The sequence below is a fragment of the Streptomyces sp. NPDC091271 genome, from assembly GCF_044757505.1.
GTDB lineage: Bacteria > Actinomycetota > Actinomycetes > Streptomycetales > Streptomycetaceae > Streptomyces.
The window spans coordinates 540,791-567,457 of sequence record NZ_JBIVVD010000005.1; the positions used below are offsets into that span (position 1 = coordinate 540,791).

The following is a 26,667-nucleotide window of genomic DNA, read 5'->3' on the forward strand; positions in this document are numbered from 1 at the left end:
CTACACCAGGCCGTCCCCCGCGAAGAGCGGGGCCGCGGAGGGGGCGTCACGCCTTGCGGGCGACCCCGCACCACATGGGCAGGGTGTCGTCCGGAGTGTCGGTCGGCCCGGGACGCCAGCGCGTCAGGGTGACCACCCCCGGTTCCAGGATCTCCAGGCCGTCGAAGAAGCGTTCCACTTCCTTCTGCGTGCGCGGGGTCGCGGAGGCGTGGCTGGCGGCGCGCTCGTTGTAGATCCGCATGGATTCGGCGACCTCGGGGGCGGTGACGTCGGCGGCCGGGTGTGACAGGACGAGGTGGCTGCCGGGGACGAGGTGGTCCAGCAGCCGCCGGGTGATGTCCCACGGGTCCTCGGCGTCCTTGATGTACTGCAGGATCGCCACGAGCATCAGGCCGACCGGGCGGTCCAGGTCCAGGGTGCGTGAGGCCGCGTCGAGAATCGTGTCGACGTCCCGCGCGTCGGCCTGCACGTAGTCCGTCTGCCCGTCGGCACCGCTGACCAGCAGCGCCCGGGCGTGGGTGAGGACGATCGGGTCGTTGTCGACGTACACGACACGCGATTCCGGAGCGGCCTGCTGGGCCACCTCGTGCGTGTTCGCCGCGGCGGGGATACCCGTACCGATGTCGAGGAACTGGCGGACCCCGGCCGCCGACAGGTGGTGAACGGCGCGGCCGAGGAAGGCCCGGTTGGCCCGGACCGACGGCACGATGGTGGGGTTCGCCGCCGCGGCGAGTTCGGCCGCCTCCTGGTCCACCGGGTAGTGGTCCTTGCCGCCCAGCCAGGCGTTGTAGACGCGGGCGGGATGCGCGTCCGTCGGATGGGGCGTGGGCAGCGGGTACTCGTTCATCGTGCGTCACCTCGTGCGGCCAGGAGGCCAGGTCGGACTCGTGTGCGATCACGGTACTCCTTGATCCGCCCTCCGACGGAGACCGAGAACCGTCGGACCGCGCCGTCAAGTCCGGTGACGTGTACGCGCACTGACCGCCGGCCAGATCCGGCGCACGCGCGATGCGGTGGCCGGATGTGCTTCTACGGCGTGACCTACTACAAGGTGCACTACGCCTGTGTCCCGTGCCGCGTCAGCTTCAAGCAGCACGCGTACCAGGGGCGGGAGCACCGATGCCCGAACTGTGCCGGGCCTCTCACCTGCGCCGGCCACGACTTCGCCCCGCCGCCCAGGCGCGATGTCCGCGGCTGGCCCGTGGTGGCCGCCGTCCTCGGGGAGGGCCTGCGCTACGAAGGGCGGTCGGCCTGCGGGTGCGACAAGGAGCCCCGTTACCGACCGCGGACGCGCGCCGAACTGCGCGCGCGACGGGCCGTCGCCGCCCGGGACGCGCTGCCGCCGGCCGAGGCCCTGTCCCGGCCGGACCCGCTGGTGCCGACGGCCGACTGAGCCGGTGCGGTTCCTTCGTCAGCCCTTCGGCTGGGTGAAGCGGATGTTGTTGCCGAAGGGGTCCCGGAGGCCGCAGTCGATCCCGTACGGGCGGTCGGTGGGCTCGTCGGTGAACTCCACGCCTCGGCTCCGCAATGTCTCGTAGGTCTTGCGGCAGTCGTCGGTGGTGAGGATCAGCGCGAGGCCCAGTGCTCCCTTCGTCACCAGTTCGCGGACCTGCTCGGCCGTCTCGTCGGACATCGCCGGAGGCCCCGGCCTCTCCAGCAGGATCTCACGGTCCGGGTGGCCGGGGACGCTGACCGTGAGCCAGCGCATGAAGCCCATGTCGACGTCGGCGTTCACCTCGAGGCCGAGTTTGCCGACGTAGAAGTCGAGAGCCTGGTCCTGGTCGAGGACGTAGATCTGTGAGTGTGTGATGGCGTTGAACATGGACATCACGCTAGTCGGCCCGCCCGGTGAAAACTTATCCGGAACTGCTCGGCCGGCGGGTCGTGCGGATCGCCCGCCGACGGTCAGGCGCGTGGCCGGGTCCATGCCTTCGTGAAGCAGGTGGGGACGTGCACCGCCGCCGTCTCCCTGCGGTAGACCTTCGGCGACCGGCCGACGATGCCGCTGAACGTGCGGCTGAAGGTGCCCGGGCTGCCGAACCCGACCTCGTAACCGATGTCCGTGACGCTGCGGCCGGTCTCCCGCAGCAGGAACATCGCGCGCTCGACGCGGCGGCGCTGGAGGTAGCGGTGCGGTGTCTCGCCGAAGGTGGTCCGGAAGGTACGTGCGAAGTGGGCCGGGGACACATGGGCGATCCGGGCGAGCGCGGGGACGTCCAGCGGCTGCGCGTACGCGCGGTCCATCGTGTCCCGGGCCCGGAGCATACGGCGGTTGGTGTCCTCCACGGCGCGGCTCACGGCACCATCGTGCCACCGAGGCCGGGCAGGGGGCGCGTCACGGCTTGCGGGCGAGACCTCCGTGCTCACCGATCGGCCGGGGCGTGGGTGCGGAGGGGTCCGGGCGCCAGAAGGGTACCGACACGACTCCCGGGTCCAGGAGTTCGAGGCCGTCGAAGAACGCCGTGATCCTGTCGACGGGGCGCAGGAAGTACGGGATGGCCCCGGTGTCGTTGTAGGCGTCCTGGGCCTGCTCGTAGTCGGCGTCGACACCCCGTGAACCGTCGTTGACGGAGAGGTAACTGCCGGACGGCAGCCCGTCCATCAGACGGGTGACGATCGTGCGCGCCTGTCCGTAGTCGGCGATGTGGCCCAGGATGTTGCTGAGGATCAGGGCGGTGGGACGGCTCAGGTCCAGTGTTTCGGCGGCGGCCGACAGGATGCGGTCGGGGTCGGCCAGGTCTGCGTCGATGTAGGCGGTCGCGCCCTCGGGGGTCGAGGTGAGCAGGGCACGGGCGTGCGCGAGGACCAGGGGATCGTGGTCGACGTAGACGATCCTCGCTTCCGGGGCGAGGCGCTGGGCGACCTCGTGGGTGTTGTCCTCGGTCGGCAGCCCCGTCCCGACGTCCAGGAACTGACGGATGCCGGCCTCGGTGACCAGGTGGGCGATGTTACGGCCCAGGAAGGCGCGGCTGCCGCGGGCCACGGTGACGATGCCGGGGAAGACGGCGCTGTACGCGTCACCGGCCTGCTCGTCGACGGGGTAGTTGTCCTTCCCGCCCAGCCAGTAGTTCCAGATCCGGGCCGAGTGCGGCACCGAGGTGTCGATCTCCTGCTGCGCGGAGCCGGGCACTGTCGCGTGGTCGGTCATGAGTACCGTTCCGTCTTTCAACCGAGGCGTGAACCGTTCATCGCACAACCTACGCCTTCAAGGGCTTTGGCGGGCAGGCAAGTTCACCTGGCCGGCGGGTCAGGGCGGCGGTACGGCAGGAGACCGGCCCGGGGCCCCGGCAGGGTGGGCCATCGCGGCGTCCACGCTCTCGGCAGCCGCCGCCGCCGGTGGGGCGGAGGGCGGCCTGACCAGCCGGTGCTGTGCGAGGCAGGCCACCACGAGCGTGGCGCCGAGCACCGGCCAGGCCAGCGGGCCCGCGCTCACTGCGGCCCCGACGACGACGGGACCGAGGCTGCGCTGCGCGGACTGGGCCAGGCCGTGGACGCCGAGGTAGGCGCCTTGCGCCTCGCCTGGGGCGAGGGCGACGGAGAGTTCCCAGGACGAGAGCGAGTGCAGGATCTCGGCGAGAGTGAAGGCGGTGGCCGCGAGGAGGACGGCGGCGGTGGCGAACCAGGGGCCGCCGCCCGCCGAGGCGGCGAGGGCCACTCCTCCCGTGAGGAAGGCGGCGCCGAGCGGGACGAGCAGACGGCGGGCCGCCGCCCTGGTCTCGCCGAAGCGGGACAGGGGGACCTGAAGTGCGATCACCAGCACGCTGTTGAGGACGAGGACCAGCGGTGCCAGCCCGACCGGCGCGTCGGTGGCGTGGACGATCCACAGAGGGAATCCGACCTGGAGGATGCTGTCGTCAAGGAACAGCCAGATCTCCGATCCGGTGAACGCGAGGTAGCGGCGGTCCCGCCAGGGCGTCGCCGCCCTGGACCGGGAAGCGGGAAGGCCGGGCCGGACGTCCGCGGAGCCACCCCCGCCTGCTGGAGTGTTCGGCCCGGCGACGACACGGGCGGGGGCCGGCGGTTCCGCGCACCGCAGGGTCAGGACCCCGATGACCAGGTACGAGGCGACGTTGGCGAGCAGTAGCGCCTGGTAGGAGGCGGTCGTGCCCACGGTGAGTGCGGCGGCGGCCCCCGCCGCGCCGACGGCCCAGCCGATGTTCACGGCGGTGCGCTGGATCGCCTGGTAGCGGATGCGGTGGGGACCGGCGACTCGTGCGGCGAACAGCTTGGTGAGGACGCTCGACGCGCGGTCCGGCAGGGAACCCAGCGCCGAGAACAGCACCAGCAGTGCATAGTCGTCGGTCGTCAGCAAGGCCAGCAGCGCGGCCCCCCGCGCCAGTTGGGCGACGACCAGGACGCGGGTCACCGGGAAGCGGTCGGCGAGCCGGCCCGCGAGCGGCGGCCCGGCTATGCCGAGAATGCCGGACAGTCCCATCAGCGCGCCGATCTGAGCCACCGACAGATGCGCGACATAGATGAAGTAGAGCGTCGCCGCTCCGGTCCACAGGCCGGTGCCCACCTTGTCGATGACGGCGACCACCAGCATGCGCCGTCCGTCCCGGCCGCCCGGGACGGCCAGGCGCCCGGTGAACGGCCTGCGGTTCGCCGTCGGTTCCATCGGATCCCCCCTTGACACAACTTTTGTATCGGTACAAACTCTGCTCTGTGGCAGAACAATATGGGATCGTGGGCGGAACGGCCAGAGAGATTTCGGCGTCCGTCGAAAGCCGCGTGTCGGACGGCACGCTGCGGCCCGGCGCCTCGCTGCCTCCCGTGCGACGGCTCGCCGAGGAGCTGGGCGTGAGTGCGGGGACGGTCGCGGCGGCCTACAAGGAGCTGCGCGGCCGCGGGGTGGTGGTGACCCTCGGGCGTGGCGGCACAGTGGTGGCGTCCGCCCCCGTCGTCACCTCACGGCGGCCTCCCAAGGTGCCCGGGGGGCTGCGTGACCTGGCCGGCGGGCACCCCGATCCCGCCTGCCTCCCGGTGCTGACCCCGCCCGCGCGCGTGGGGCCCGTGCCCGGATCGCACCGTGCCTCGCCGCGCTTCGCCGTGCTCGAGGACGCCGTCCGCGCCTGGTTCTCCCGGGACGACGTGCCCACCGGTTCGGTGACGTTCGCCCACGGTGCTCTGGACTGCATCGCCAGGCTGCTGTCCACCGAGCTCAAGCCCGGTGACGCCGTGGCCGTGGAGGACCCCGGCTTCCACCATCTCCTCGACCTGGTACCGGCCTTGGGCCTTCGCATGCTTCCGGTGTCCGTCGACGACGAGGGGATCCGCCCTGAGGCGCTCCGTACCGCCCTGCGTGCGGGAGCCCGTGCCCTGGTGTGCAGCCCTCGCGGGCAGAGCCCGCTCGGCGCGCGCTTCACGCCCGGCCGCCGGGACGCACTCCTGGCCGTTCTGGGCGACTTCCCCGACGTACTGGTGGTGGAGGACGACCACAACGCGGACATCGCCGGCGCCGACGCGGTGACACTCGCCTCCGGGGGGCTGTCCCGCTGGGCCCATGTGCGTACGGTGTCCAAACACCTCGGGATCGACCTGCGCTGGGCCGCACTCGCCTGCGACCCGGCCACCCTCGCGCGTCACGACGGACGGATGCTGCTGACCTCGGGATGGGTGAGCCACATCCTCCAGGTGACCGTCGCGGGCCTGCTGGCCGACCCGGCGGTGACCCGGCTCGTGGCGGAAGCGGCCCGGACCTACACCACCCGCCGCGACGCTCTCGGTGCGGCGCTGGCGGAGCGCGGCATCGCCTCCCACGGGGTCAGCGGACTCAACGTCTGGGTGCCCGTCCGGGACGAGTCCGCCGTCGTCAACGCCCTGCGCACCCGCGGCTGGTGGACCGCGGCGGGCACCCGGTTCCGCATCGCGTCCCCGCCCGGTGTGCGCGTCACCACCGCCACCCTCACACCGGCCGAAGCCGCGCGCCTCGCGGGCGACTTCGCGGACGCGCTCGGTGAGTCACAGGTGGTCTACGGCGGATAGGCACGGCCCGGCAGCCCGACCGGCAGGGACGACGCGCCGGACGAGCAGCGACAGCAGCGCCGCTCCGGCGCACAGCGCGCCGAGCGTCACCCAGACGGGAGCGTACGAACCGAAGGCGTCGCGGGCGGCCCCGCCTCCATACGCGGCCACGGCGGCGCCCGCCTGGTGCGCCGCGCCGACCCACCCGAAGACCACGGCGCCCGCGTCACCGTAGAACTCACGGCACAGCGCGATGACCGGCGGGACGGTCGCGAGGTCGAGCAGGCCGAAGGCGACGACGAAGACCATCATCGACGGCTGCACCGTGGCGCTCATCAGCAAGGGCAGGCACATCAGGAGGAGACCCCGCAGGGCGAAGAAGACCGCGAGCAGCCGTCGCGGGTCGCGCCGGTCCGTGGCCCAGCCGGACGCGACGGTACCGATCACGTTGAAGACCCCGATCGCCGCGAGCAGGGAGGACGCGGTGGTGGCGGGCATGCCGTGGTCGTGGGCGGCCGGCGTGAAATGCGTCCACATGATGCCGTTGGTGGAGGCCCCGCAGATCGCGTACGCGCCGGCCATCAGCCAGAACGGGGCGGTGCGCGCCGCGTCGCGGAGCACGGCGACCGCCCTGCGGCCGGCACCGGCGGCGGGCAGGGGCTTCGGCACATGACGTTCGGCGCCGTAGGGTTCGCGGTCGACGTCGGCGGGGTGGTCCCGCAGCACGAGCCACATCAGCGGCGCCGTGGCGCACGCCGCGAGCACGAGGGTGACGAGGGACGGACGCCAGCCGTGGTGGTCCACGGTCCAGGACAGGGCGGGAAGGAAGACCATCTGCCCGAAGACGCTGCCGGAGGCGAGCACACCGGTGACCAGCCCGCGCCTCGTGACGAACCAGCGCTGGGTGACGGTGGCGCCGAAGGCCGTGGCCATGGAGCCGGTGCCCAGGCCGACGAGCATGCCCCAGAACAGGGTGAACTGCCAGGCCGTGGTCATGACGGTGGTGAGCCCGGCTCCCGACGCGATGACCAGAAGGGCGACGACCACGACGCGGCGGATGCCGAAGCGGTCCATGAGCGCGGCTGCGAACGGGGCGGTGAGGCCGTAGAGCACCATGTTCACCGAGGCCGCCAGGCCGATCGAGCTCCGGGGCCAGCCGAACTCCCGGTGCAGGGGCCCGGTGAGCAGGCCGGGCAGGGTCGAGAAGGCGCCGGCCACGACGATGGCGAGCAGCGTGGCGGCCGCCACCCACCAGGCGCGGTGCCCGAGGCGGCTGCGGTGCGAGAGGCCCTTGACTGCATCCATGCGTTCGATCGTCGACGTGTCCAGGAGGACCGACCACTGGCGAGATGGACGACTTCTGCAAGAATCTGGCCATGACGGTCTTGATCCAGCAGAAGCGTCGGGTGGTCGTGCTCGTGCGGCCCGGGCTGCTCCCGATGGAGCTCGGGATCGTGCACCGGCTGTTCGGGCAGGCGGTCTCGGCCTCCGGCGAACCCCTGTACGAGGTCGTCACGTGCACACCGAGACCGGGCGTCGTCCCGACGGACACCGACTTCACCCTCAACGTGGACATCGGCCCCGAGGCGCTGGAGAACGCGGACACCGTCGTCGTACCGGCCGCCGAGGAGGACTACGAGCCGCAGGAACGCGGCCGGATCGGCGCCGATGTGGAGCGGGCGCTGGCCCGTGTCCCGCGAGGAGCGCGGGTGGCGTCGATCTGCACCGGCTCGTTCGTCCTGGCGGCGGCGGGCCTGCTGGCAGGGCGACGGGCCACGACGCACTGGAAGTCGTGCGAGGAGTTCCGGACGCTCTACCCGGAGATCGAGGTGGACGCCGACGTGCTGTACACCGACGACCGCGGGGTCCTGACCTCGGCCGGTGTGGCCTCGGGCATCGACCTCTGTCTCCACATGATCCGTACCGACCACGGTGCGGAGGTCGCCAACCGGGTCGCCCGGGGGACCGTCGTACCACCGCACCGGGAGGGCGGCCAGGCGCAGTACATCGACCGCCCGGTCACCCCGCCCGAGCAGTGCTCGACGGGCCCGGCCCGGGAGTACGCGCTGCGCAACCTGGAACAGCCGCTGAAGCTGGACGAGTTGGCCGGGCGGGCGTCGATGAGTGTGCGTACGTTCAACCGGCGCTTCCGGCAGGAGGCCGGGCTCACGCCCATGCAGTGGCTCACCCAGCAACGCGTCGACAGAGCAAGGCAGTTGCTGGAGCGGACCGACCTGCCGGTGGACCGGATCGCAGCCGACGCCGGCTTCGGGACCGGTACCGCCCTCCGGCAGCACTTCCACGCGGCGCTGGGGGTGTCGCCGCGCGCCTACCGCCGCACGTTCAGGGGTGCGGCCGGCGGCCCGGTCACCTGAGGCAGCCGGCCGGCGGCCCGAAGGGGGGTCAGCCGGCGGAGGGGGTGCGGATGGCGGCTATGTCGAACTGCAGGCGGAGCCGCTCGCTGACCATGGCGCCGCCCTCGGCCAGGCGGGCGTTGTAGGTCAGACCCCAGTCGGAACGGTTGATGGTGGTGGTGCCGTCGAACCCGACGCGCTCGTAACCGAACGGGTCGGTGACGTAACCGATGTACGTGAGGTCCAGGACCACGGGGTTGGTGACGCCCCGGATGGTGAGGTCGCCGGTCATGCGGTAGACGTCCTTGCCGATGAGCTGCACGGCGGTGCTCACGAAGCCTATGCGCGGGTACTTCGCCGCGTTCAGGAAGTCGCGGCCGACGAGGTGCGCGTCGCGCTGCTCGACACCGGTGTCGACACTCGCGGTGGCCAGTGAGATCTCGGCCCGGGAGCGTGCCGGGTCGCGCCCGTCGAAGTAGAGGCGGCTCTCGTACTCCAGGAACGCGCCACGCACCGTGGTCACCATGGCGTGCCGCACGGAGAAGCCGATCCTGCTGTGCGCGGGATCGATCATCCACTCTCCGGAGAGAGCCGCCAGCCGGGGGTCGGTCTGAACCGAAGTACCCGCGGCCGCCGGGGCGGGGGAGGGCTCCTCTGTGCGGGGCTCCGGACGGCGGAGCAGGGAGCTGCGGCTGAAGAGGTTCATGAACGTTAGTTACTCTGAGGTAAGTGACGCCCGCAAGAGATGATCAAGGAACCCGAACATTCGTGGTCAGACCTTCACAGCGTGACGTGTCGGCGAAGCAGTGGCGACTGCGGGGCGTCAGGTCGCGAGCTCGGTTCCGTCGAGGCGGGCCGACAACCGGTGGGCGGCGGTGACCACCGCGTCCACCACCTGCGGCACCGCGTCCGGCGGCAACCGGAACACGGGTGCGGAGACGTTGAGCGCGCCGATGACATCGCCTCGGTGGTCGCGCACGGGAGCGGCGATCGCGATCAGCCCCGGTTCCATCTCCTCGACAGCCACCGCATGACCACGCGCCCGCTCCGTGCGCAGGCGTTCCAGCACGGCCGGTACGTCACGGGGCGCGGCGTCCGTCCCCGGAAGCCGCGCGCCGTCCGGGGTGGCCAGCAGTGCCTCGACCTGCTCGTCGGGCAGCCCGAACAGCAGGGCGCGGCCGCTCGCGGTGCAGTTCAGCGGGGTGGTGCGGCCGATCCACTCATGCGCCTGGAGCCCGCGCGAGGTGCGCTCGGTCAGCACCGTCACCACACCGTGCCCGGACCGCACCGTGAGGTACGCGGGCTCGCCGGCCTGGTGCACCAGTCCACGCAGCACGGCCGGGGCCTCGCGGTGCATCCGGTCCTCGCCGGCCGACGCTGCCAGCGCCAGCAGCTGCCGGCCGACGCTGTAGCGCAGACTGCGCGGATCCCGTTCGAGGAACCCCTCCTCCGCCAGGACTTTGAGGGTCCGGGACACCTGGGTCTTCTCCCTGCCCACCGCCTCGGCCACCTCCTGGACGCCCAGGGGCCCCTGGCCGAGGACACGCAGGACATCCAGTGCTCTGCGCACGCTGCTCAGGTTCTCGCTCGCCATGACCCCCACTCTGACGCAGCCGTGCGTATGCAGCAACTGGCGTTGTTCTCTTCGCACCAACCCGCCCTATGGTCGGCGGCATGTGCGGAATCGCAGCGGTATACAGCCCCCAGGAAGACATCCACACCGAGTGCGCCTGCTCGGCCGCGGAGGAGATGCTCGACCGGCTGGCCCACCGTGGTCCGGACGACCGTGGGACGCGGACGGTCGGCGGCCACACCTGGCTCGGACACCGCCGGCTGTCGATAGTCGACCTCGACGGCGGGCACCAGCCCCTCGGCGGCACGAGCGACGACGACTGGTCGCTCGTGTGCAACGGCGAGATCTACAACCACCAGGCGCTCCGGGACGAGCTGCCCGCAACCGCCTTCGGCTCCTCCTCCGACTCGGCGGCGGCCCTGGCCGTCCTGCGCACCGAGGGTCCCGAGGGCCTGCACCGGCTCCGGGGTATGTGGGCCCTGTGCGCGGCCACGCCGGGCGGCCGCTTCGTCGCCGCTCGCGACGCGATAGGCATCAAGCCCCTCTACTGGGCGCGTACGGGCACGGCGGTGCACTTCGCCTCCGAACTGCGCGCATTCACCCCCGAGGTGCGGCCCGGTGCCGAGATCTTCCCGCCGGGTCACCGGTGGTCACCTGACGAGGGCCTGCGGCGTTTCGCGGAGCCGGTCCCCGCGCACGGCAGGGCGGTGGACTGGAGCGGCATACCGCAGGAGGTCGCCGAGAAGGCCACCTTCGAGGCCGTCGCCGATTCCGTGCGCCGGCACCTGATGGCGGACGTGGAGGTCGGTGTCTTCCTGTCCGGGGGCCTCGACTCCGGTGTCGTCGCCGCAGTCGCCGCCGAGACGTACGCCCGGCAGGGGTGCAGGCTCAAGACGTTCGCCGTCGGAACCGAGGGCTCCCCGGACCTGCTCGCCGCACGGGAGACCGCCGCGTACCTGGGCACCGAGCACCACGAAGCGCTGCTGGACGCCGGGGCGGCGGGGAAGGTCCTCGACGACGTGGTGGCGTGCGTGGAGTCATTCGACGCCAGCCTCATCCGCAGCGCGGTCCCCAACTGGTTCCTGTCCGAACTGGCCTCGCAGCACGTCAAGGTGGTGCTGACCGGTGAGGGCGCGGACGAGCTGTTCGCCGGCTACGGCTACTACCACGAGCGGCATGTCGCTCCGGATGCCCTGGACGCGGAGCTCCGGCGTACGGTGGGCGCGCTGCACGGCCTCAATCTCCAGCGGTGCGACCGCGTCACCATGGCCCATGGTCTGGAGGCCCGCGTACCCTTCCTCGACCACGACGTCGTGGCCCACGCCATGTCCCTGCCCGCGCACATGAAGCTGCTCGAGGAGGACGGCATGGAGAAGGGGCATCTGCGCCGCGCCTTCACCGGCCGGCTGCCCCACCACCTGCTGTGGCGCCGCAAGGAGCAGTTCGGCACGGGCAGCGGCGCGGAGGGCCTGCTCAGCCCGCTCTGGGACACGCGCATCACGGACGAGGAGTTCACCGCGGCAGCGGCTCGGGAAGACGTGCCGGAACTGCGCAGCAAGGAGGAGCTCGGCTACTACCGCACGTTCCGCAAGGCTCTGCCGGGCGTGCGCCCGGAGGCCGTGCTCACGCGGTTCGCCACGGGTTGAGGGGCGGCCGGGGTACGTGGGCACCCGGTCGGGCATCGCGCGAGCAGACTCATCCCTCCGCCCCTGACACAGAAGGTCATTGACGATCGCCGCCGGGGCCGGATACGGCGATGGTGCGCGGCGTCGGCGGCGGTTCAGGCGGTCGAAGTGATTGCTCGGGTGACGGTCGTGATCGCCGGGGCGGGGTGGCCGGGGAGGCGTGCCACGAGCACCCTGCGGATCTCGGGGGGTGCGCCGTCGACCCGCAGCAGGCTCACTCCGGGCGGCAGCACCGGTGAGAGCCGCGACGGAACTGTCGTCACGCCGTAGCCGCCGGCGACCAGTTGGAGCTTCGTCAGCCAGTCGCGCGTGGAGTGGAAGACACGAGGCCGTCCGGGCAGGCCGGGCCAGACGCCGAGCAGCGGCTCGGAGCTCGATGATGGGGTGGCGATCCACGCGGCGTCGACCAGCTCGTCGACGTGCACCGTGACGCGTCCGGCGAACTCTCCGGCCGAGGGCGCCGCCACGACCAGTTCGGTGTCCGCGACGGTCTCGACGTGCAGGCGCGGCGAGTCGCCGTCGAAGGGCCGGTGGGGTGGCCGGGACGTCAGTACGGCGAGGTCGAGCGAGCCCGCGCGCAGCGCCCGGATCAGGGTGGGCGTGGTGCCCTCGCGGGTGGTGACCGTGATCTGCGGGTCGGCCGCCGTGAGGTGTGCGAGTGCGGCGGGCAGGATCGTCGCGCCCACGGTCGGGACTACCCCGAGCCGCAGCAGTTCGGTCCGCAGGGCGGTGCCGGCGAGCTCACGCTCGGCCGCTGAGAGCGAGGCAAGGACCGTGTGGGCGTGCCGCAGCAGGATCAAGCCGGAAGGAGTGAGCCGTACCCCGTCCGGGCGGCGCTCGAACAGGGTGGTGTCGGCGCTGCGTTCGAGGGCTGCGGCCTGGCGTGAGACGGCCGACTGTGTGTAGCCGAGTCGCGCAGCTGCCGCGGTGAAGCTGCCGGACTCAGCGATCTGCCGCAGGACCCGCAGTCCCGCGCTGGAGATGTCCATGCGGCATACGCATACCACAGATGCCAGATCATCGCTTCCCGCATGCTCATCCAGCTCCTAGTGTCGATCCCACGATCACGGACGAACATGGAGGTCATCACGTGCGAGCAGCAGTTCTGACGCAGTTCGGCGCCCCGCTCACGGTGCGGGAGGTGCCCGACCCCGAGGCAGGGGGCGGTGAGGTGGTGGTCGAGGTTCTCGCCGCCGGCGTGGCGCCGTACGCGGCTGAGGTCTTCGGTGGCAAGCGGAACTACCCCCTTGTCCCTCCTGTCGTGCCCGGTGTCGGCGGCGTGGGGCGGATCATCCACGTCGGCCCGGACGCCACCCGGCTGCGCGTCGGCGACCTGGTGTGGTGCGACTCGACGGTGCGCTCGCGGGACGACGCCCTGACGCCCGACATCACGCTCCAGGGCTGGAGCTCGCGCGGCGAGGGCGGCGCGCGGCTCGCCCGGTACCTGCACGACGGTTCGTTCGCCGAGCTCATGCGGGTCCCGACGGAGAACGTCTTCCCGCTGCCCACCGAGGCAGCAGACGATCCGGCCCGCTGGGCCGCACTCACCGTGCACGCCATCTCCTACGGCGGGCTGCTGGCAGGCGGGCTCGCAGCCGGCGAGACGCTGCTGGTCAGCGGGGCCACCGGCAACCTCGGCAGCAGCGCGGTCGCGGTCGCGCTCGGGATGGGAGCGGGCCGCGTGGTCGCCCCGGGCCGCAACCAGGCCGCGCTCGACCTCCTCGCCGACCGGTTCGGTCCGCGTCTACGCCCGGTCCCGCTGACCGGGGACGAGGCCACAGACCGCGCGACGATGTCCGCGGGGGCCGACGGTCCGATCGACATGGTGATCGACTTGCTCCCGCCGGGCGCACCCAGCTCGGCGTCGCGCGCGGCAGCCATGACCGTGCGCGAGTACGGCCGCGTCGTCCTCATGGGCGGCGTCGGCATGCTCGGCGGCGACGACCTCGCCCTCCCTTACCCATGGATCATGCGCAACTCGATCACCGTGCGCGGGCAGTGGATGTACCCGCGCACAGCCAATGTCGGCATCATCCGGCTCCTCGCCTCGGGCGCCGTGGATCTCGCCCCCGAACGAGTCCGGTCGTTCGGCCTCGATGCTGTCAACGACGCCGTCGCGTACGCCGCCACGCACGGTGGCCCGTTCGACCGCACCAGCCTCACCCCATCGGCTGACTGACAAGGCCCACTGATTCCCACCGCCCGCACGACCGCCATACAGCTGCTGTTTGACGTGAACGAAGCCAATCGGGGCTCGGCCGGTCACTGCTTCCTGGGCCAGTGAGCCCGTTCCATCTTGATCAGGCGGCGAGTTCGAGGGCGACGACCACTCGGACGACGGCTGTGATCCGAGTGGTGCTGCAGCGGAACTTCCGCAGGAACCGCCAGGACTTGAGGATGGCCATGGCGTGTTTCGCCGAGGCTGCGGATCTTGGTGTGATCCCGGTTGTGACGGTCGGCGCCGAGCGTGCAGGTTTGCCGCTTTCGGGTGCCAGGAGTTCGCTTGCCCGAATGTCCCCCTCCGCGGAGGCCGACCTCGGCGACGTGGCCTGCATCTGGACGGGAGAGCGAGCGAGGAGGAGACCTCAAGCGGGCAGTTTCGAGTCGATGACGAAGCTGATTTCGATGACCTGGCCGGGCAGGGTCAGTTCAGTGATGCCCAAGACCGTACTGGCCGGACGGTGGTCGCCGAAGTACCCCAGGTTGCCCTCCGCCGTCGCCGCGGCATTCTGCCGCAGGTTCACCACGTACAGGGTCTGGGAGACGACCTGGTTCCGGGTGGAGCCGTAGTGGTCCAGGACCTTGTCCATGTTGGCGTAGGTCTGCTTGAGCTGGGCAGCGAAGTCGCCCGCGTGGAGGAACTCGCCTGCCTCATCGAACGAGAGCTGTCCAGAGACGTGGATCAGCTCGCCGGACTTGATGGCCTGTGAGTAGCCGAAGTCGCTCTCGGCCGGGACGTGGTAGTTGAAGACATCAATGGTGGCCACGGTGCGCGCCCTTTCGTTTGCTCTCTTGTGGTTACTCGGAAACTGTAGGAGAGTGACGGCTGACCTGGAAGAACGCACTTTTCGGTGACTGAGGAACCTGATGGTGACCAAGCAGCTACTCAAGGGCCTGCCCGAAGACGCTGACCTGCGACGCGCAGACTCCCTCGCGCGGGAGATCTTCTCGGACGTCGCCAACAAGTGGGCGCTCCTGATCATCGAGGCGCTCGGCGAGCGCACCCTGCGCTTCAGCGAGCTGCGGAACGAGGTCGAGGGCGTCAGCCACAAGATGCTCACCCAGAACCTGCGCATGCTGGAACGCAATGGCCTGGTCGACCGGAAGGTGTATCCCACCGTGCCGCCGCGGGTCGAGTACACCCTCACCGAGCCGGGCCGGGCCCTGCGCACCGCGGTCGATGCCATATGCGGCTGGACCCACCAGCACCTCGGTCACATCGAGAGTGCACGCGGCCGTTTCGGCGCCTGACGGGCACGCAGCGGCACCCTCGCGCGTTGCGCGATTCCTTGATCGTCTCCCGTTGGTGGCACCGATGGGCCCGCGTTTCACCTGGTCGGGATACCGAGCCATTGGCTCCGCTCATGATTTTGGTGTCAGCGCGGGGCTCGCTGGTCGTAGTCGCGCCGGCGTGCTTGGATCTCGGAGGCGTTCGCGACGGTCCAGTCGTAGAGGCGGCCGAACGGCTCACGCAGGGATTCGCCGAGGGGGGTCAGCGAGTATTCGACGCCGACCGGCGAGGTCGGCAGTACACGGCGCTCGACCATCCCGTTGCGTTCGAGCCGGCGCAAGGTCTGCGTGAGGACACGTTGCGTGACGCCGTCGAGGCGGCGTTTGATCTCGTTGAACCGGCGTGGTTCGACCAAGACCGCCATCACCATCATCGACCACTTGTCGGCGATCTGATCAAGGATCGGCCGGCTCGGACAGTCGGACCGAAACACCACGTCGTGCTCGGCGATGGCCCGGTAGACGGGCTCAGAAGTGGCCATAGCGGTACCCTCCACGATCCCTAGGATGCCTGAAGTGCGTCATTGACGCAGGTCAGAGACGGTTTCACAGTAGGTATACAACAGGAACCATAATCCTGCCGGATACCTAGGAGAAAAGGCATGGGCCACTACGCCTACCAGACCTTGCGGGTCAGCCAGAAGGACGGAGTCGCACACGTCACGATCGACAACCCGCCGATCAACGTCCTTGGTGTCGCGGTCATGACCGACCTGCGGCGCCTGCTCACCATGCTGGCCGGCGACGACACCGTCCGCGTGATCGTGTTCGACAGCGCGGACCCGGACTTCTTCCTCGCCCACGTCGACATGACCGCCACCCCGGACGCCCTCGCCGGACTCGTGGCCGACCTGCCGGACGGCGTCAACGTCTTCCAGGCCGTCGGGGAGCAGGTACGCCGCCAGCCGCAGGTGACCATCGTCAAACTCGCCGGCAAGGCGCGTGGCGGCGGAGCCGAGTTCGTCGTGGCCGCGGACATGGCGTTCGCAGCGATCGGCAAGGCTGGGCTCGGCCAGATCGAAGCGCTCATGGGCATCGTTCCCGGCGGCGGCGCCACGCAGTACCTCACCGAGCGCGTCGGCCGTAACCGTGCCTTGGAGATAGTGCTGGGCGCCGACCTGATGGACGCCGAGACCGCCGAGCGGTACGGCTGGGTCAACCGAGCCGTACCCGCCGACCAGCTCGACGAGTTCGTCGACCGTCTCGCGGGCAACATCGCCGCGCTGCCCGACGGCGTCGTCGCGGCAGCCAAGCACGCCATCGTCTCCCGCGATCATTCTGATGGCCTGGCGCGGGAGAATGACGCCTGGGCCGGGCTCGTATTCCGCCCCGCCACAGCACAGCTCATGGGCGCCGGGCTGGCCAAAGGCGCCCAGACCCGGGACGGCGAACAGGACCTCGAGGGTCTCTTCCGCAATCTCGCCGGGTAACGGAACCTGCGGGGCCCTCTGCCTGACCAGCACGTCTCTCTCACGCCTTGACGGCGGGCAACCTCGAGCTACTGGAGCCATACCCGTTGTCCATCGCCTTGGCAGGTGCTGGGTGCCTGGCGTGGTCCTCGCGCAGTGGCTCGAGGGCGCCGAAGTAGGGCTGGTGGTCACCTTTGCGGAGCCGGTGCAACACGTTGTGCCGCTGCCGGGTCCGAAGGGCGCGTATTCAGGTCGAGGGTGGATCTGCCTCGGACGGCCTTCTCCCTGCCCGGCGAGCGAATGTCATCCGTGCGTGGTCTCCATGGCCGGGGAGTCGTCACCGTGGGCAGATCGGCGACCTGTTGATCTTGAGAGCTCGTTGGCGTTGCGGCGTATCTCAAGCGTCGGTCCGCATCCGCCAGTGGCGACTCACGACATCGAGGCGACCGTCAAATGTGTTGCCGGTGCCGATCCGGGCCTGATAGCTCTCTGATCATGGACATCACACGCATCCCCGCCGAGCCCGACCCCACCACGGCCGCCGCCACGGTCATGGCCGAGCTGGCCGGCCTAGGGAGCCGGTCCTTCGCGCTGCCGGCTGACGCCGAACTGGACCCGGTGCTGCCCGAGAGCGGAGGTGTGACCGCAGTCTGGGTGAGGGCGGGCGGGGCGTCCGTCGAGGAGGGCGTGGTGCTCTACGTCCATGGAGGCGGATTCGAGCACCGCATGCCGGAGCTGATGAACCTGACGGCCCACCGGATCTCCCGGGCGACCGCCCGCCCTGTGCTCGTCGTGCACTACCGCCTGGCCCCGGCCCACCCCTACCCGGCTCCGCTCGACGACGTCGTCGCCGTCTACCGGAGCCTGCTCGACCAGGGGGTGCCCGCCGCGAAGATCGTCGTCTTCTCCGAGTCCTCCGGCGCCACGCTGGCTTTGTCCGCCCTGCTCGCCCTCAAGGAGTCCGGCACGGCCCTCCCGGCAGCCGTCATCGCCAACTCCGCGATCACCGATCTCACCCTGGCCGGCCCGTCCATCGACGCCAACGCCCCGCACGACTCAGGGGTCGACCGCGCGCTGCTCACGCGACTCATCGGCCAGTACCTGGGCGGTGCCAGGCCGGACCAGGCTCCGCAGTCACCGATCCACGGCAACCTCGACGGCCTTCCGCCGCTGCTGTTCACGGTCGGGGCCGCGGAGGCGCTCCTGGATGACACCCTGCGTTTCGCGCAGGCTGCCTCCGACGCCGGAACCCGGGTGTCCGTGGAGGTGTACGAGGCGATGCCGCACGTATTCCAGGTCACGATCCTGTCCGAGCAGAACCCGACAGGAAGGCGCCTGCTGGACCGCTTCACGGAGTGGGTCGCCGACGCCGGGCAGTGAAGAACGGCTCCCAGCTGATGCGTCGGCCCGCCCGGTGCTACGACGAGGTGGGCGGGTGCGGGGAGCGGAGCACGAGCAGGGTGATCTCGCTGGGGGCGAAGACACGGAACGGCGGGCCCCAGAAACCGGTGCCGCGGCTGGTGTAGAGGAGGGTGCGGGCGCCGTGGCGGCTGAGGCCGGCAAGGGCGGGCTGGTCGAGGCGGACAAGGTGGTGGAAGGGCCAGATCTGGCCGCCGTGGGTGTGGCCCGACAGTTGGAGGTCGACGCCGCCTGCCGCGGCCCGGTCGACGAACTTGGGCTGGTGGGCCAGGAGCAGGACGGGCAGGTCCGGGTCGGCGCCGTTCAGGGCTCCGGCGAGGTGGGCGCGGTGGCCGGCCAGGCCGGAGGACTCGGCGGTGACGTCATCCACGCCGGCGACCACAAGGGTGTCGCCGCCGCGTTCGAGCAGCAGGTGACGGTTGCGCAGCGGCTCCCACCCCAGCTCGTCCATCAGGTCGACCCAGCCCTGGGCCTCGCTGTAGTACTCGTGGTTCCCGGTGACGTACACCCGGGCCCGGGTGGCTCGCACCGTGCCGAGCGGAGCGGCCTGGGCGCGGCGGCGTCGAGCCGTGCCGTCCGCGATGTCGCCGGTGTGGCAGACCAGGTCGGCCTCCAGGGTGTTGACCTTCGCGCAGACCCGTTCCGACCAGCGGGCGCGGTCGAGCGGACCGTAATGGGTGTCTGTGATGAGGACGACGCGTGTGCCGTCCAAGCCCGCCCCCAGGCGGGGGAGTTGCACATCGAGGCGGCGCACCCGTGGCACCCGGCGGGCCTCGGCGTACCCCCAGGCGAGCAGCACGGCGGCTACGCCGAGGACCGCCCAGGTGACGATCCGGGCCCGGCTCTGACCGTCGCCCACGCCGGTCACGGTCAGGGCGAGGCGCAGCAGGACGCCGAGCAGGACGGACCAGGTGAACAGTACCCAGGCGGCCCCGAGGAGGGTGTCCCCGACGATCGCCGCCCGGTCCTGCTGTCGCCGGCCGTGACCGCGCACCATCGCGAGCGGCATGGCGACCAGACCGAGGACGAACAGGGCGGTGCCGCCCAGCGCCACAGGGAGCGGCCAGTGCTGGCCGGCGTGCAGCAGCACCCAGCAGGGCACAGCCCACAGCAGGATCGGGGCGATCACAGGGATATAGCGCATCAGTCGGCTCAGTCGGCCCTGCTGGGTCGCAGGAGCCGCACCGTCCGCGGATCGGGCCTCGTCGGTCTCGGTCACGCTTCCCCTCCTCAAGGAACCAGGCTGCCGGCGCGCACTGTACCCGGTCGTCCCGGTGACCTGAGTCGGAGCTCCAGGTGGCGAGCCTGGCGATGATCTCGTGGTGCGGGCCCGTAGGAGAGGCGGAGGTGCCCGGACTGATTGTCACTGGGGGCGCCTAGAGTCTCTCCAACTGGTCACGGTGCGTTGCCGTCGACGGGTCTCATCAGCGTGCCGCCGGTTCGGCGGCCGTCCGTACAAGGGGGAGAACAGCGCATGGGGTGGGTTCCGGCGGGCGACTACGAAGTCGCCCTGGAGGCGGGCAAAGTGGTCTGCCGCAACGGGAAGGGCCGACGGCTGAAGTCCGTTCCGGCCAAATTGAAGGACGACCCGGCGGTCGTCGGACTCCGGCAGTTGACCGAGTGGCTGGAGCGGCACGAAAGCCGGTGCCTGACCGACGTCGAGCAGTGGATGGTGCGTTCGTTGCCCGTTCCCACGGCCGCGCTCGCCCGGGTCTGGCCCGACCCGGCGTGGCAGGCGGCCCTGCGGGACGTGGTGGTCACCGGCGCGGACGGCGGGATCGCCGGGTTCCTGCGCGATGTCGACCCCGACCGCGGTCTCGGCCTCGTCGACCTGGACGGCGACACGGTCCGCATCACCCCGGACGTCGTCAGCGTGCCCCACCCCGTCCTCCTCGACGATCTCGACGACCTGCGGGAGTTCGCGGTCGAACTGGGGGTGAGCCAGAACGTGGAGCAGTTGTTCCGCGAGGTGTGGCGCCGCCCGCCGGGCCTCGCCCCGGACACCACCTCCGTGGACACCTACGCCGGCGGGGTCTTCAAGGAACTGCGCTTCCTGCACGGGCGCGTCACCCAGCTCGGCTACCGGTCGCGCGGCGGATACGCGGTCTGCCCGGTCGTGGAGGACGGCGCCACGGCCGAGGCGCGCATCTGGATCGGCGAGCACGACGGATACGGCGAGTACGACACCGAGACGGGCCCCCTGGGCTGGACCGACCCTGCGGGGCGCGCGCTGACGGCAGCCGAGGTCGGCCCCGTCGCATGGTCCGAGGGCATGCGCATGGCGGCGGCGCTCCACGCCGGCCGCGACGTGGAGGACGAGGAGCGGGCGGCATGAGCACCACGACGACGAACACCGACACGAACACGGCGGCCGCGGGCACGGCGTCCGTTCCCACCCAGACCCGGGACGAAGGCACCTCCAGCTCCGTCGCCGAGGCCCGCGCGGCGGCCCTGCTGGACGCCGGCGCGATCCTCCCGGAGGGGACGACCGGCGGGGACGACGCCGACACGCTGACAACCCGCACCTACACCCACCACGCCCTCGGCGACCGCCCGGTGGTCCGGCTCGTGCCCGGCACCCTCGGCGAAGCCGAGGACCTGGCCCTGGAGTTCCTCGGACTGGCCCGGACCGCCGAGGCCCCCGTCGTGGGCCACGTGCGCCGCGAGACGCTTGGCTTCCCGGCCTGGGCCCTGGTCAACGACCCGGCCAACGGGCACCACGCCCTGGCCCTGGTCAAGGACATCGAGCGGCTGGGCCGGCAGGCCAAGACCCGCGCGGGGGCCGCCAAGGACGGCTTCGACGCGCTCGGAACCCGGCTCGGCCGGGCCGTGCCCCACTTCCTCCCCACCTACTACGAGCAGGTGGCACGCCTCTTCCTCCAGGCGGAGAACACCACCTACGCCGCCTCCTTCTTCGGCAAGGCCCGCGAGGCCGAGCGGGTGCACGGGCTGGTCGTGGACGAGGACCGGCAGCGGGCCGTCTTCCTGGAGTTCGCCTTCGCCGGCGCGCTGACGGTCAAGGCGCTGCGGCAGTACGTGCGGGACCTGGTGGCCCGGCTCGCACCGGCGGACGCCTGGGCGCAGTTCCGCCGTCTGCTGGTCGAGCGCTGCGCGGCCGGCATGCCGCCGTACGCGGCGCTGCCGCAGGACGTACGCGCGCTGGTCAAGGCCGCCGGGCTGGACCGTGATGCCGCCGAACGCGACCTGGTGGCCGATCTGATCGGCTCCCCGGGGATCGTCCGCGCCCCCGCCTCGTTCTGGGTCGCCTACCGCTCCGCGCTCATCGCCCTCGCCCGGCGGGACGCGGCCGTGCGGGTGAGGCTCCTCGGCTTCTTCCCGGAGACCTTCAGCGAGAGCGGCCGGGACACGGACGGCGAGTCCGGCTGGCTCGCGTTGCTGGCCGAATCCGGCGCCGAGGACCTGCTGACCGCCCTCCCGGACACCTCCGGCCACGCTCCTTCCGGCTCTCTCGCCCCCTCCGACCCGTCCGTCTCCCCGGCGGACTGGCTCGCCCGCTGGGAGGCCCACCGCCGGCGCAACCGGGTCGCCCCGGACCGTAGCCCGCAGACCCTCGACCTCGCCGCACGGATGGCGGACCGGCTGCGCGCCGACGGGCGCCCCGTCGACCTGTTCCAGGGCCGCTGGCAGCGCACGGCCGATCTGGACCTCCTCGATCTCTGCCTGGCCTCCGGCGTCCCTGTCACCGAGCCGGCCGACCAGGGCACGGGCGCACAGCCCCTCGGCGTCTCCTTGGGCCCGTGGATCACCGACACCACGTCCGGCGCGAGGGACCTCACCGCCGTCGCCGGACAGCCGGTCTTCCGCGCCCTGCTGAGCCGGAACGTCGGCGGCCTCGGCGGACGGAACGGCCAGGGCCTGGGCGACGCCGGCATGGCGAAGCTGGCCGCGCACCCGGTGCTCTCCGAAATCCTGCGGGAGTGGCTGACCGCCCGCGCCGAGGAGTACACGGGCGCGCGAGGGCTCCCCGGGCTGCACACCGCTCTCAACAGGCTCTCGGCGTTCCGCGCCGTGGCCGCGGATGTCGCCCCGGAGGCCGTGCGGCTCCTCAAGAGCCACGACGTCGTGCCGCTGCTCGCTTCCACGCTGCGCACCGGCGTCCTCGACGAACTTGGCTGGTCCGCACTGGACGAGGCCTACGCCGAACTGGCCGCCGAGGCCGCCGAAGCCGCCGCCGCGGGTCCGCGGCACCGGCGCTCGGAGGGCGTCGGCGTCACCGGCGCCTGGCCCGCGCTGATCCTCAACACGCTCGAACGGGCCGTCGTCATCGGCCCGGACGGCGTTCTGCTGCGGCACACCCTGCGGCTGCCCGCCACCGTCGACCACTGGCGGACGCTCGCCTTCCGGTACGTCGACGGCGAGTTGCTGGTCATCTGGTGGGAGGAAGGCAAGCAGCGCGGCTACTGGTCGCACCGCCCCGCCGAGGTGTTCACCGTCGGCGGCGAGCAGATCCCCCGCTGGGGCGGCTCCGGCCCCTCGGACGAGGTCTCCCTGCCGCTGCCCGGTGGCGGCCGCGCCACCGGCGGCAAGGCCCTGCACGCGGGCGACACCTCCCTGCCGCCCCAGCGCGCCCTCATCTCCGACGGCACCGGACACTGGCGGGAAGGCCACCAGGGCACGCAGCGGGTGTGGCTGGAGTACGACCCGGGCAGCGGCACACACGGCCGCGCCTCCCTCCCCGCCTTCCTCCGCTCCGGGGTGCGGGACGGCACCCGGCTGCTCACCGAGCACTGTCAGGTACTGCCCCTCCAGCCCGGTCTGGAGACCACCCCGTTCGGCACGGACGGCACGGTCCTCGGCCGCTGGGTGCGCCGCACCGTGGACGACCCCGGCACGGCCGCCCCCGCCGACGGGAACCGGACCGTCACCGGCACCCCCGACGGCCACACGGTCACCCTGCCGCACCCGTTGCCCGACGGCGGCTCCCCGGTGCCGCTCGGCGCGCTCACCCTGCCTGGCGGGTCACGGCCGGTCATGGCCCTGCGCCACCGCTCCGTCGAGGCGCACCCGGCGGACACGGACGGCACCGGTGGCAGCCTGTGGTCCGTCACCCCCGGTTCCTCCGGCGGGAACAACGCGGCGGGCACCCCCTACCTGCCTCCCGTCGCCTACTGGCACGCCCTGCGCCCGAGGGACGAGCGGGGCTCCGCCGCCCTGCGCGACATGACGGACTCCCGTGCGGACGAGCTGCTCAAGGAGGTCGTCGACGCGGTCGCCCAGCACATGGAGGCATCTCGGGCCGTCGAGGAGTACACCGGACCCTCGGCGCGGGAACTGAGCGAGGAGGCTGTCGCCCGGGTGCTGCCCGAGGTGTCCGACGCACGGTTCCTCGCCGGCGTCACCGCGATCATCCGGAACGCCGTGGACCGGGCTGTCGCAATCCTCCGGTATCTGGAACCGCCCCAGCCCGCGCAGCCGGCCACCCCCCGGAACACCGCACGCACCCAGGGCATGTTCTTCGACCACGAGCCCGAGCACGGCGACGACATGACGCTGCGGAACGCCTCCGCCTGGGGCTCCGAGAGGATGCACGGCAGCTGGTGGGGAGGTGGGCTCCGGTGGACCGTGATCCGGCAGATCCTCGCCGTCAACCATGTCCTCGGCGGCGAAGCCGCGTTCGGCCCGCCCATACCGTCCAAGGTCCCGTTCACCTCTGCGGAGGGCTGGCAGCGGGACGAGTGCACCGTGCCCGGCGATGCCTCGGCCTGGACCTCCCTTCTCGACAAGCTGCCCGAACTGGCCTACCGGGCCGCCTCGGCGACGACGTCGCCCGAGCACCGCACCGGTCTTCTCGTGCTGCTGGAAACCCTCGGCGCCGGCCCGCTGGCCGACCCGGCGGGCACCGTCCGGCAGGTGGAGCTCGTCGAGCCGTTCGTCGGAGGGACAGCCGGACCGGGACGTCCCGAGGCCGTGCACCGGCTCGGCCAGGTGCTGCGCAAGGGCGCCCGCACCGTCGTGGTCATCGCTCACCGCGGCCGGAACACCCGGAACGACGCGACCCGCTGGCTCGCCCTGGACCACGACCCGACCGGCGCCTTCGGCCCCGTCCCCGGCTTCACCCTGGACCACGAGCACGTTCACCGGCAGGGCGTCGCCCGCGACCGCCTCACCCGGCTCACCGCCCTGGTGCGGGAGCAGGGCCCGGCACCCTGGCGCCCGGAGGCCGTCGAGGCGTTCCACACGGCCACCGGGATCGGCCCCCTCCAGGCCGCCGCCCTGCTGGCGGCGGCCGTCGAGGAGCCCGGTGCCGAAGTGCTCGCGCTGCTCGGGATGAAGACACGTGCCTTCGACGAGGCCCGTGCCAGACTGGACGCGCTGCCCCGCGACGACCTGCATGCCGTGCTCCAGGCTCTGCTGCCCGCGGACCCGGCCGAACTGTGGTCGACGGGCCCCGACGTCCGGGCCGCCGCGGCGGTCTGGCAGGAGCGCCTGGCCACCCTCGTCCGCGTCCCCGAGGAGCTGGACCTCGACCTGTCGGGCACCACCACCGGCGCCGTCGACCTGATCCTCAACGCGGGCTCCCGGACCTGGCTCGCCCACGGCACCGACGTCCAGGACGGCACCGGGCGTCCGGGCCTGCGCCGGGTGAGCGCACGTGGTGCGGTCTTCTCGGCTCTCACCGCCTTGCGCACCCTCGCCTACACGTTGCCGTACGGGCACCCCCTGCGGGCGCACCTGCCCGTCGGCCTCGCGGCCCTGCGTGGCCGGCTCGCCGACCCCGACCTGGTGCTGGACTTCGGTCTGGACTGGACCGAATCGGGGGGCTCGATCGGCCCCGTGGTCCGCGCCGCCCACGGGCTCCCCGACTCCGGCGGCGCCGGCCCCGATGGTCTGGTCCGGGTCGGCACGGCGCTGCTCCTCGCCCCCATCCACGGGGACAACGAGCGGCTGCTGATTCGCCCGGCCGGCCTGGCAGGCCCCGACGACCCTGCGTTCGGCCTCGTCGAGGGCACCGTCCACAGCCACATCACCGGCGATCTGCTGGCCCTGCGCGCACTGCTGAGCGAGGAGACCGACGCGTTGGCCTCGGCGGGCGCCCCCGACGGCTCCCCGCGCCACCCGGCCCAGGACCCGACGCGTGCGGTGCCGGACCTGGTGGCCGAGGCTGCCGACGCCCTCGGGCTGAGCGCGGACGCCGCCGCCCTCTACCTGATGCTGCTCGCCCTGCCCGACCCGACGGACCGCAACTGCGTCCGCTGGACCGAGTGGAAACCGGCACGGGTCAAGAAGGCCCGGGCGGAACTCGCCGCCACCGACCTCGTCGTCGAGGCGAAGCGCTCCCGCGCCGGCCGCACCCTGTTCCTCCCTTGCGGCTGGCTCGAACGCGGCGCCCCCGGGCTGCCGATGGAGACCTGGAAGGAACGTCTGTACCCCCTGGCGGGGTCCCCCCGGACCCTGCCCCACCTCCCCGTGCCCGCGCTGTTCGCAGCCGCCTGGGCGCGGACCCGGGGCGGCGACGCCCCCGCCTTCGAAGAACTGGACACCCGCGCAACCCGGAAGGGCCGCCGCCGATGACGAACGACACCACGACCACCATGGACAGCACCACCACGGGCGGAGTCCCGGACCAGGCGACGGCGTCCGGCCGGGAGCACCGCCAGATCACGCCGCCCGAGGACCGGTACGCCACCGAGCTGGCCTTCCTCGCCGCCCACGACTCCGGGCCCCGCCCGCCCGGCTGGCTGCTCACCCCGCGCGCCGTCGTCACCTTCGTGATGGGCAGCGCGGGCGAGGCACTCAGCCTGCCGAAGGACGCCCGGCCCGGAGACGGGGTGCCGCGCCGCCTGGTGATCGAGCAGAAGTTCGTCGGCGAGCGCGCCCTGGTCGAACGGTGCGTGGTCACCCTTGCCGGAGAGCGCGGACTTCTCCTCGTGGGCGAACCCGGCACCGCCAAGTCCATGCTCTCCGAGCTGCTGTCGGCTGCCGTCTGCGGGACCAGCGCGCTCACCGTGCAGGGCACCGCGGGCACCACCGAGGACCAGCTCAAGTACGGCTGGAACTACGCACTGCTGCTCGCCCAGGGCCCCACCGAGCAGGCCCTGGTGCCCTCCCCGGTACTCGCCGCCATGACCCGGGGCGCCGTCGCCCGAGTCGAGGAGGTCACCCGCTGTCTGCCGGAGGTCCAGGACGCCCTCGTGTCACTGCTCTCCGAGCGGCGGATCGCGGTCCCCGAACTCGCGGGCGGCGAGGGCGCCCAGATGCACGCGGCCCCAGGGTTCACGCTCATCGCCACCGCCAACCTGCGGGACAAGGGCGTCTCGGAGATGTCCGCAGCACTGAAGCGGCGCTTCAACTTCGAGACGGTGGGCCCCATCGGGGACGTGGACGCCGAGACCGCGCTCGTCCGGCGCCAGTCGCGGGCAGCCGTCGAACGCGTGGGCGCCGCCTACCAGGTGGACGACGCGGTCCTCGAAGCCCTCGTCACGGCCTTCCGGGACCTGCGCGAGGGCCGCTCCGGCGAGGGCTGGGAGGTCGAGCGCCCCTCCACGGTGATGAGCACGGCCGAGGCGGTCTCGGTCGCGGGCTCCATGGGCCTGGCCGCCGCCTACTTCCCTGGCGACCGGGACGTGCTCTCCCTCCTGCCCGGGCATCTGCTCGGCGTCGTCCGGAAGGACGACCCCGCCGACGCGGCACGGTTGCTGGGGTACTGGGACGGGCCGGTGCGCAGGCGCGCGGAGCAGGGGTCGGCCACCTGGCGCGCCCTTTGGGACCTGCGCGCGGTGCTGGAGAACTGA

General features: G+C 71.9%; 23 protein-coding genes. 11 read left to right on the plus strand and 12 right to left on the minus strand.

Annotation, left to right across the window (positions count from 1 at the left end; all coding sequences use genetic code 11):
- Positions 1 to 46 precede the first annotated feature (46 nt).
- The gene (locus ACIQM3_RS23625) at positions 47 to 847 is read right to left on the minus strand and encodes an SAM-dependent methyltransferase (protein WP_401627264.1); all 801 of its coding nucleotides are present in this window, start codon (positions 845 to 847) and stop codon (positions 47 to 49) included.
- Positions 848 to 1,036: 189 nt separating this feature from the next.
- On the opposite strand from ACIQM3_RS23625, the gene ACIQM3_RS23630 reads away from it, so the two are divergent.
- Positions 1,037 to 1,393: a hypothetical protein gene (locus ACIQM3_RS23630; RefSeq protein WP_401627266.1), complete on the plus strand. Its 357-nt coding sequence runs from the start codon at positions 1,037 to 1,039 to the stop codon at positions 1,391 to 1,393.
- Between the two features lie 18 nt (positions 1,394 to 1,411).
- Here ACIQM3_RS23630 and ACIQM3_RS23635 read toward each other — a convergent pair whose 3' ends face one another.
- The 4 genes from ACIQM3_RS23635 to ACIQM3_RS23650 form a co-directional block, all read right to left on the minus strand.
- Positions 1,412 to 1,822: a VOC family protein gene (locus ACIQM3_RS23635; RefSeq protein WP_401627268.1), complete on the minus strand. Its 411-nt coding sequence runs from the start codon at positions 1,820 to 1,822 to the stop codon at positions 1,412 to 1,414.
- 83 nt (positions 1,823 to 1,905) lie between these two features.
- Positions 1,906 to 2,298, minus strand: coding sequence for a helix-turn-helix domain-containing protein (locus ACIQM3_RS23640; RefSeq protein ID WP_401627270.1), 393 nt, complete (start codon positions 2,296 to 2,298; stop codon positions 1,906 to 1,908).
- 37 nt (positions 2,299 to 2,335) lie between these two features.
- A complete protein-coding gene (locus tag ACIQM3_RS23645; RefSeq protein ID WP_401627272.1) occupies positions 2,336 to 3,148 on the minus strand; it encodes an SAM-dependent methyltransferase in 813 nt (270 codons plus the stop codon).
- Positions 3,149 to 3,247: 99 nt separating this feature from the next.
- Positions 3,248 to 4,618, minus strand: a complete 1,371-nt coding sequence (locus tag ACIQM3_RS23650) for an MFS transporter (RefSeq protein ID WP_401627274.1) — start codon at positions 4,616 to 4,618, stop codon at positions 3,248 to 3,250.
- A gap of 47 nt (positions 4,619 to 4,665) precedes the next feature.
- Here ACIQM3_RS23650 and ACIQM3_RS23655 point away from each other — a divergent pair, with 47 nt between their 5' ends.
- Positions 4,666 to 5,985, plus strand: coding sequence for an aminotransferase class I/II-fold pyridoxal phosphate-dependent enzyme (locus tag ACIQM3_RS23655; protein ID WP_401627276.1), 1,320 nt, complete (start codon positions 4,666 to 4,668; stop codon positions 5,983 to 5,985).
- On the opposite strand, the gene ACIQM3_RS23660 is transcribed toward ACIQM3_RS23655, so the two are convergent.
- Entirely contained in the window at positions 5,962 to 7,269 is a 1,308-nt protein-coding gene (locus ACIQM3_RS23660; protein ID WP_401627277.1) for an MFS transporter, read from the minus strand. The genes ACIQM3_RS23655 and ACIQM3_RS23660 overlap by 24 nt on opposite strands.
- A gap of 71 nt (positions 7,270 to 7,340) precedes the next feature.
- Here ACIQM3_RS23660 and ACIQM3_RS23665 point away from each other — a divergent pair, with 71 nt between their 5' ends.
- A complete protein-coding gene (locus tag ACIQM3_RS23665) occupies positions 7,341 to 8,339 on the plus strand; it encodes a GlxA family transcriptional regulator (RefSeq protein ID WP_401627279.1) in 999 nt (332 codons plus the stop codon).
- Between the two features lie 28 nt (positions 8,340 to 8,367).
- Here the strand turns inward: ACIQM3_RS23665 and ACIQM3_RS23670 are convergent, their stop codons facing one another.
- Both ACIQM3_RS23670 and ACIQM3_RS23675 read right to left on the minus strand, forming a co-directional pair.
- The gene (locus tag ACIQM3_RS23670; protein ID WP_401627281.1) at positions 8,368 to 9,024 is read right to left on the minus strand and encodes a YceI family protein; all 657 of its coding nucleotides are present in this window, start codon (positions 9,022 to 9,024) and stop codon (positions 8,368 to 8,370) included.
- A gap of 117 nt (positions 9,025 to 9,141) precedes the next feature.
- The gene (locus ACIQM3_RS23675; RefSeq protein ID WP_401627283.1) at positions 9,142 to 9,912 is read right to left on the minus strand and encodes an IclR family transcriptional regulator; all 771 of its coding nucleotides are present in this window, start codon (positions 9,910 to 9,912) and stop codon (positions 9,142 to 9,144) included.
- Positions 9,913 to 9,992: 80 nt separating this feature from the next.
- Between ACIQM3_RS23675 and asnB the strand changes: the two genes are divergently transcribed.
- Positions 9,993 to 11,537, plus strand: a complete 1,545-nt coding sequence (asnB, locus tag ACIQM3_RS23680; protein WP_401627285.1) for an asparagine synthase (glutamine-hydrolyzing) — start codon at positions 9,993 to 9,995, stop codon at positions 11,535 to 11,537.
- A gap of 134 nt (positions 11,538 to 11,671) precedes the next feature.
- Here asnB and ACIQM3_RS23685 read toward each other — a convergent pair whose 3' ends face one another.
- Positions 11,672 to 12,565, minus strand: a complete 894-nt coding sequence (locus ACIQM3_RS23685; protein WP_401627287.1) for a LysR family transcriptional regulator — start codon at positions 12,563 to 12,565, stop codon at positions 11,672 to 11,674.
- A 101-nt stretch (positions 12,566 to 12,666) separates the two neighbouring features.
- Between ACIQM3_RS23685 and ACIQM3_RS23690 the strand changes: the two genes are divergently transcribed.
- A complete protein-coding gene (locus tag ACIQM3_RS23690; RefSeq protein WP_401627288.1) occupies positions 12,667 to 13,755 on the plus strand; it encodes an alcohol dehydrogenase catalytic domain-containing protein in 1,089 nt (362 codons plus the stop codon).
- A gap of 406 nt (positions 13,756 to 14,161) precedes the next feature.
- On the opposite strand, the gene ACIQM3_RS23695 is transcribed toward ACIQM3_RS23690, so the two are convergent.
- The gene (locus tag ACIQM3_RS23695) at positions 14,162 to 14,563 is read right to left on the minus strand and encodes a RidA family protein (RefSeq protein WP_401627290.1); all 402 of its coding nucleotides are present in this window, start codon (positions 14,561 to 14,563) and stop codon (positions 14,162 to 14,164) included.
- Between the two features lie 100 nt (positions 14,564 to 14,663).
- Between ACIQM3_RS23695 and ACIQM3_RS23700 the strand changes: the two genes are divergently transcribed.
- On the plus strand, positions 14,664 to 15,047 hold the full coding sequence (locus tag ACIQM3_RS23700) for a winged helix-turn-helix transcriptional regulator (RefSeq protein ID WP_401627292.1): 384 nt from the start codon (positions 14,664 to 14,666) through the stop codon (positions 15,045 to 15,047).
- A 125-nt stretch (positions 15,048 to 15,172) separates the two neighbouring features.
- On the opposite strand, the gene ACIQM3_RS23705 is transcribed toward ACIQM3_RS23700, so the two are convergent.
- Positions 15,173 to 15,568 carry a winged helix-turn-helix transcriptional regulator gene (locus ACIQM3_RS23705; protein WP_401627294.1) on the minus strand — a complete coding sequence of 132 codons (396 nt, stop codon included), beginning with the start codon at positions 15,566 to 15,568 and terminating at the stop codon, positions 15,173 to 15,175.
- Between the two features lie 120 nt (positions 15,569 to 15,688).
- On the opposite strand from ACIQM3_RS23705, the gene ACIQM3_RS23710 reads away from it, so the two are divergent.
- Both ACIQM3_RS23710 and ACIQM3_RS23715 read left to right on the plus strand, forming a co-directional pair.
- Positions 15,689 to 16,516, plus strand: coding sequence for an enoyl-CoA hydratase/isomerase family protein (locus tag ACIQM3_RS23710; protein ID WP_401627296.1), 828 nt, complete (start codon positions 15,689 to 15,691; stop codon positions 16,514 to 16,516).
- A gap of 474 nt (positions 16,517 to 16,990) precedes the next feature.
- Positions 16,991 to 17,875 carry an alpha/beta hydrolase fold domain-containing protein gene (locus ACIQM3_RS23715; RefSeq protein ID WP_401627298.1) on the plus strand — a complete coding sequence of 295 codons (885 nt, stop codon included), beginning with the start codon at positions 16,991 to 16,993 and terminating at the stop codon, positions 17,873 to 17,875.
- Positions 17,876 to 17,912: 37 nt separating this feature from the next.
- On the opposite strand, the gene ACIQM3_RS23720 is transcribed toward ACIQM3_RS23715, so the two are convergent.
- Complete coding sequence (locus tag ACIQM3_RS23720) at positions 17,913 to 19,133, minus strand: metallophosphoesterase (RefSeq protein WP_401627300.1); 1,221 nt, start codon at positions 19,131 to 19,133, stop codon at positions 17,913 to 17,915.
- Between the two features lie 255 nt (positions 19,134 to 19,388).
- Between ACIQM3_RS23720 and ACIQM3_RS23725 the strand changes: the two genes are divergently transcribed.
- From ACIQM3_RS23725 to ACIQM3_RS23735, 3 genes are read left to right on the plus strand one after another with little or no spacing between them, the layout of a single operon-like run.
- Positions 19,389 to 20,249, plus strand: a complete 861-nt coding sequence (locus tag ACIQM3_RS23725; protein ID WP_401627302.1) for a DUF4132 domain-containing protein — start codon at positions 19,389 to 19,391, stop codon at positions 20,247 to 20,249.
- Positions 20,246 to 25,447 carry a hypothetical protein gene (locus tag ACIQM3_RS23730; RefSeq protein ID WP_401627303.1) on the plus strand — a complete coding sequence of 1,734 codons (5,202 nt, stop codon included), beginning with the start codon at positions 20,246 to 20,248 and terminating at the stop codon, positions 25,445 to 25,447. The genes ACIQM3_RS23725 and ACIQM3_RS23730 overlap by 4 nt, the downstream gene beginning before the upstream one ends.
- Positions 25,444 to 26,667 carry an AAA family ATPase gene (locus ACIQM3_RS23735; protein ID WP_401627305.1) on the plus strand — a complete coding sequence of 408 codons (1,224 nt, stop codon included), beginning with the start codon at positions 25,444 to 25,446 and terminating at the stop codon, positions 26,665 to 26,667. The genes ACIQM3_RS23730 and ACIQM3_RS23735 overlap by 4 nt, the downstream gene beginning before the upstream one ends.

Bases quoted from the DNA above. Each gene is read 5' to 3' on its own strand.
- ACIQM3_RS23625 (WP_401627264.1), bottom strand. From the start codon at position 847: ATGAACGAGTACCCGCTGCCCACGCCCCATCCGACGGACGCGCATCCC.
- ACIQM3_RS23635 (WP_401627268.1), bottom strand. From the start codon at position 1,822: ATGTTCAACGCCATCACACACTCACAGATCTACGTCCTCGACCAGGAC.
- ACIQM3_RS23645 (WP_401627272.1), bottom strand. From the start codon at position 3,148: ATGACCGACCACGCGACAGTGCCCGGCTCCGCGCAGCAGGAGATCGAC.
- ACIQM3_RS23650 (WP_401627274.1), bottom strand. From the start codon at position 4,618: ATGGAACCGACGGCGAACCGCAGGCCGTTCACCGGGCGCCTGGCCGTC.
- ACIQM3_RS23660 (WP_401627277.1), bottom strand. From the start codon at position 7,269: ATGGATGCAGTCAAGGGCCTCTCGCACCGCAGCCGCCTCGGGCACCGC.
- ACIQM3_RS23665 (WP_401627279.1), top strand. From the start codon at position 7,341: ATGACGGTCTTGATCCAGCAGAAGCGTCGGGTGGTCGTGCTCGTGCGG.
- ACIQM3_RS23670 (WP_401627281.1), bottom strand. From the start codon at position 9,024: ATGAACCTCTTCAGCCGCAGCTCCCTGCTCCGCCGTCCGGAGCCCCGC.
- ACIQM3_RS23675 (WP_401627283.1), bottom strand. From the start codon at position 9,912: ATGGCGAGCGAGAACCTGAGCAGCGTGCGCAGAGCACTGGATGTCCTG.
- asnB (WP_401627285.1), top strand. From the start codon at position 9,993: ATGTGCGGAATCGCAGCGGTATACAGCCCCCAGGAAGACATCCACACC.
- ACIQM3_RS23685 (WP_401627287.1), bottom strand. From the start codon at position 12,565: ATGGACATCTCCAGCGCGGGACTGCGGGTCCTGCGGCAGATCGCTGAG.
- ACIQM3_RS23700 (WP_401627292.1), top strand. From the start codon at position 14,664: ATGGTGACCAAGCAGCTACTCAAGGGCCTGCCCGAAGACGCTGACCTG.
- ACIQM3_RS23705 (WP_401627294.1), bottom strand. From the start codon at position 15,568: ATGGCCACTTCTGAGCCCGTCTACCGGGCCATCGCCGAGCACGACGTG.
- ACIQM3_RS23710 (WP_401627296.1), top strand. From the start codon at position 15,689: ATGGGCCACTACGCCTACCAGACCTTGCGGGTCAGCCAGAAGGACGGA.
- ACIQM3_RS23715 (WP_401627298.1), top strand. From the start codon at position 16,991: ATGGACATCACACGCATCCCCGCCGAGCCCGACCCCACCACGGCCGCC.
- ACIQM3_RS23725 (WP_401627302.1), top strand. From the start codon at position 19,389: ATGGGGTGGGTTCCGGCGGGCGACTACGAAGTCGCCCTGGAGGCGGGC.
- ACIQM3_RS23730 (WP_401627303.1), top strand. From the start codon at position 20,246: ATGAGCACCACGACGACGAACACCGACACGAACACGGCGGCCGCGGGC.
- ACIQM3_RS23735 (WP_401627305.1), top strand. From the start codon at position 25,444: ATGACGAACGACACCACGACCACCATGGACAGCACCACCACGGGCGGA.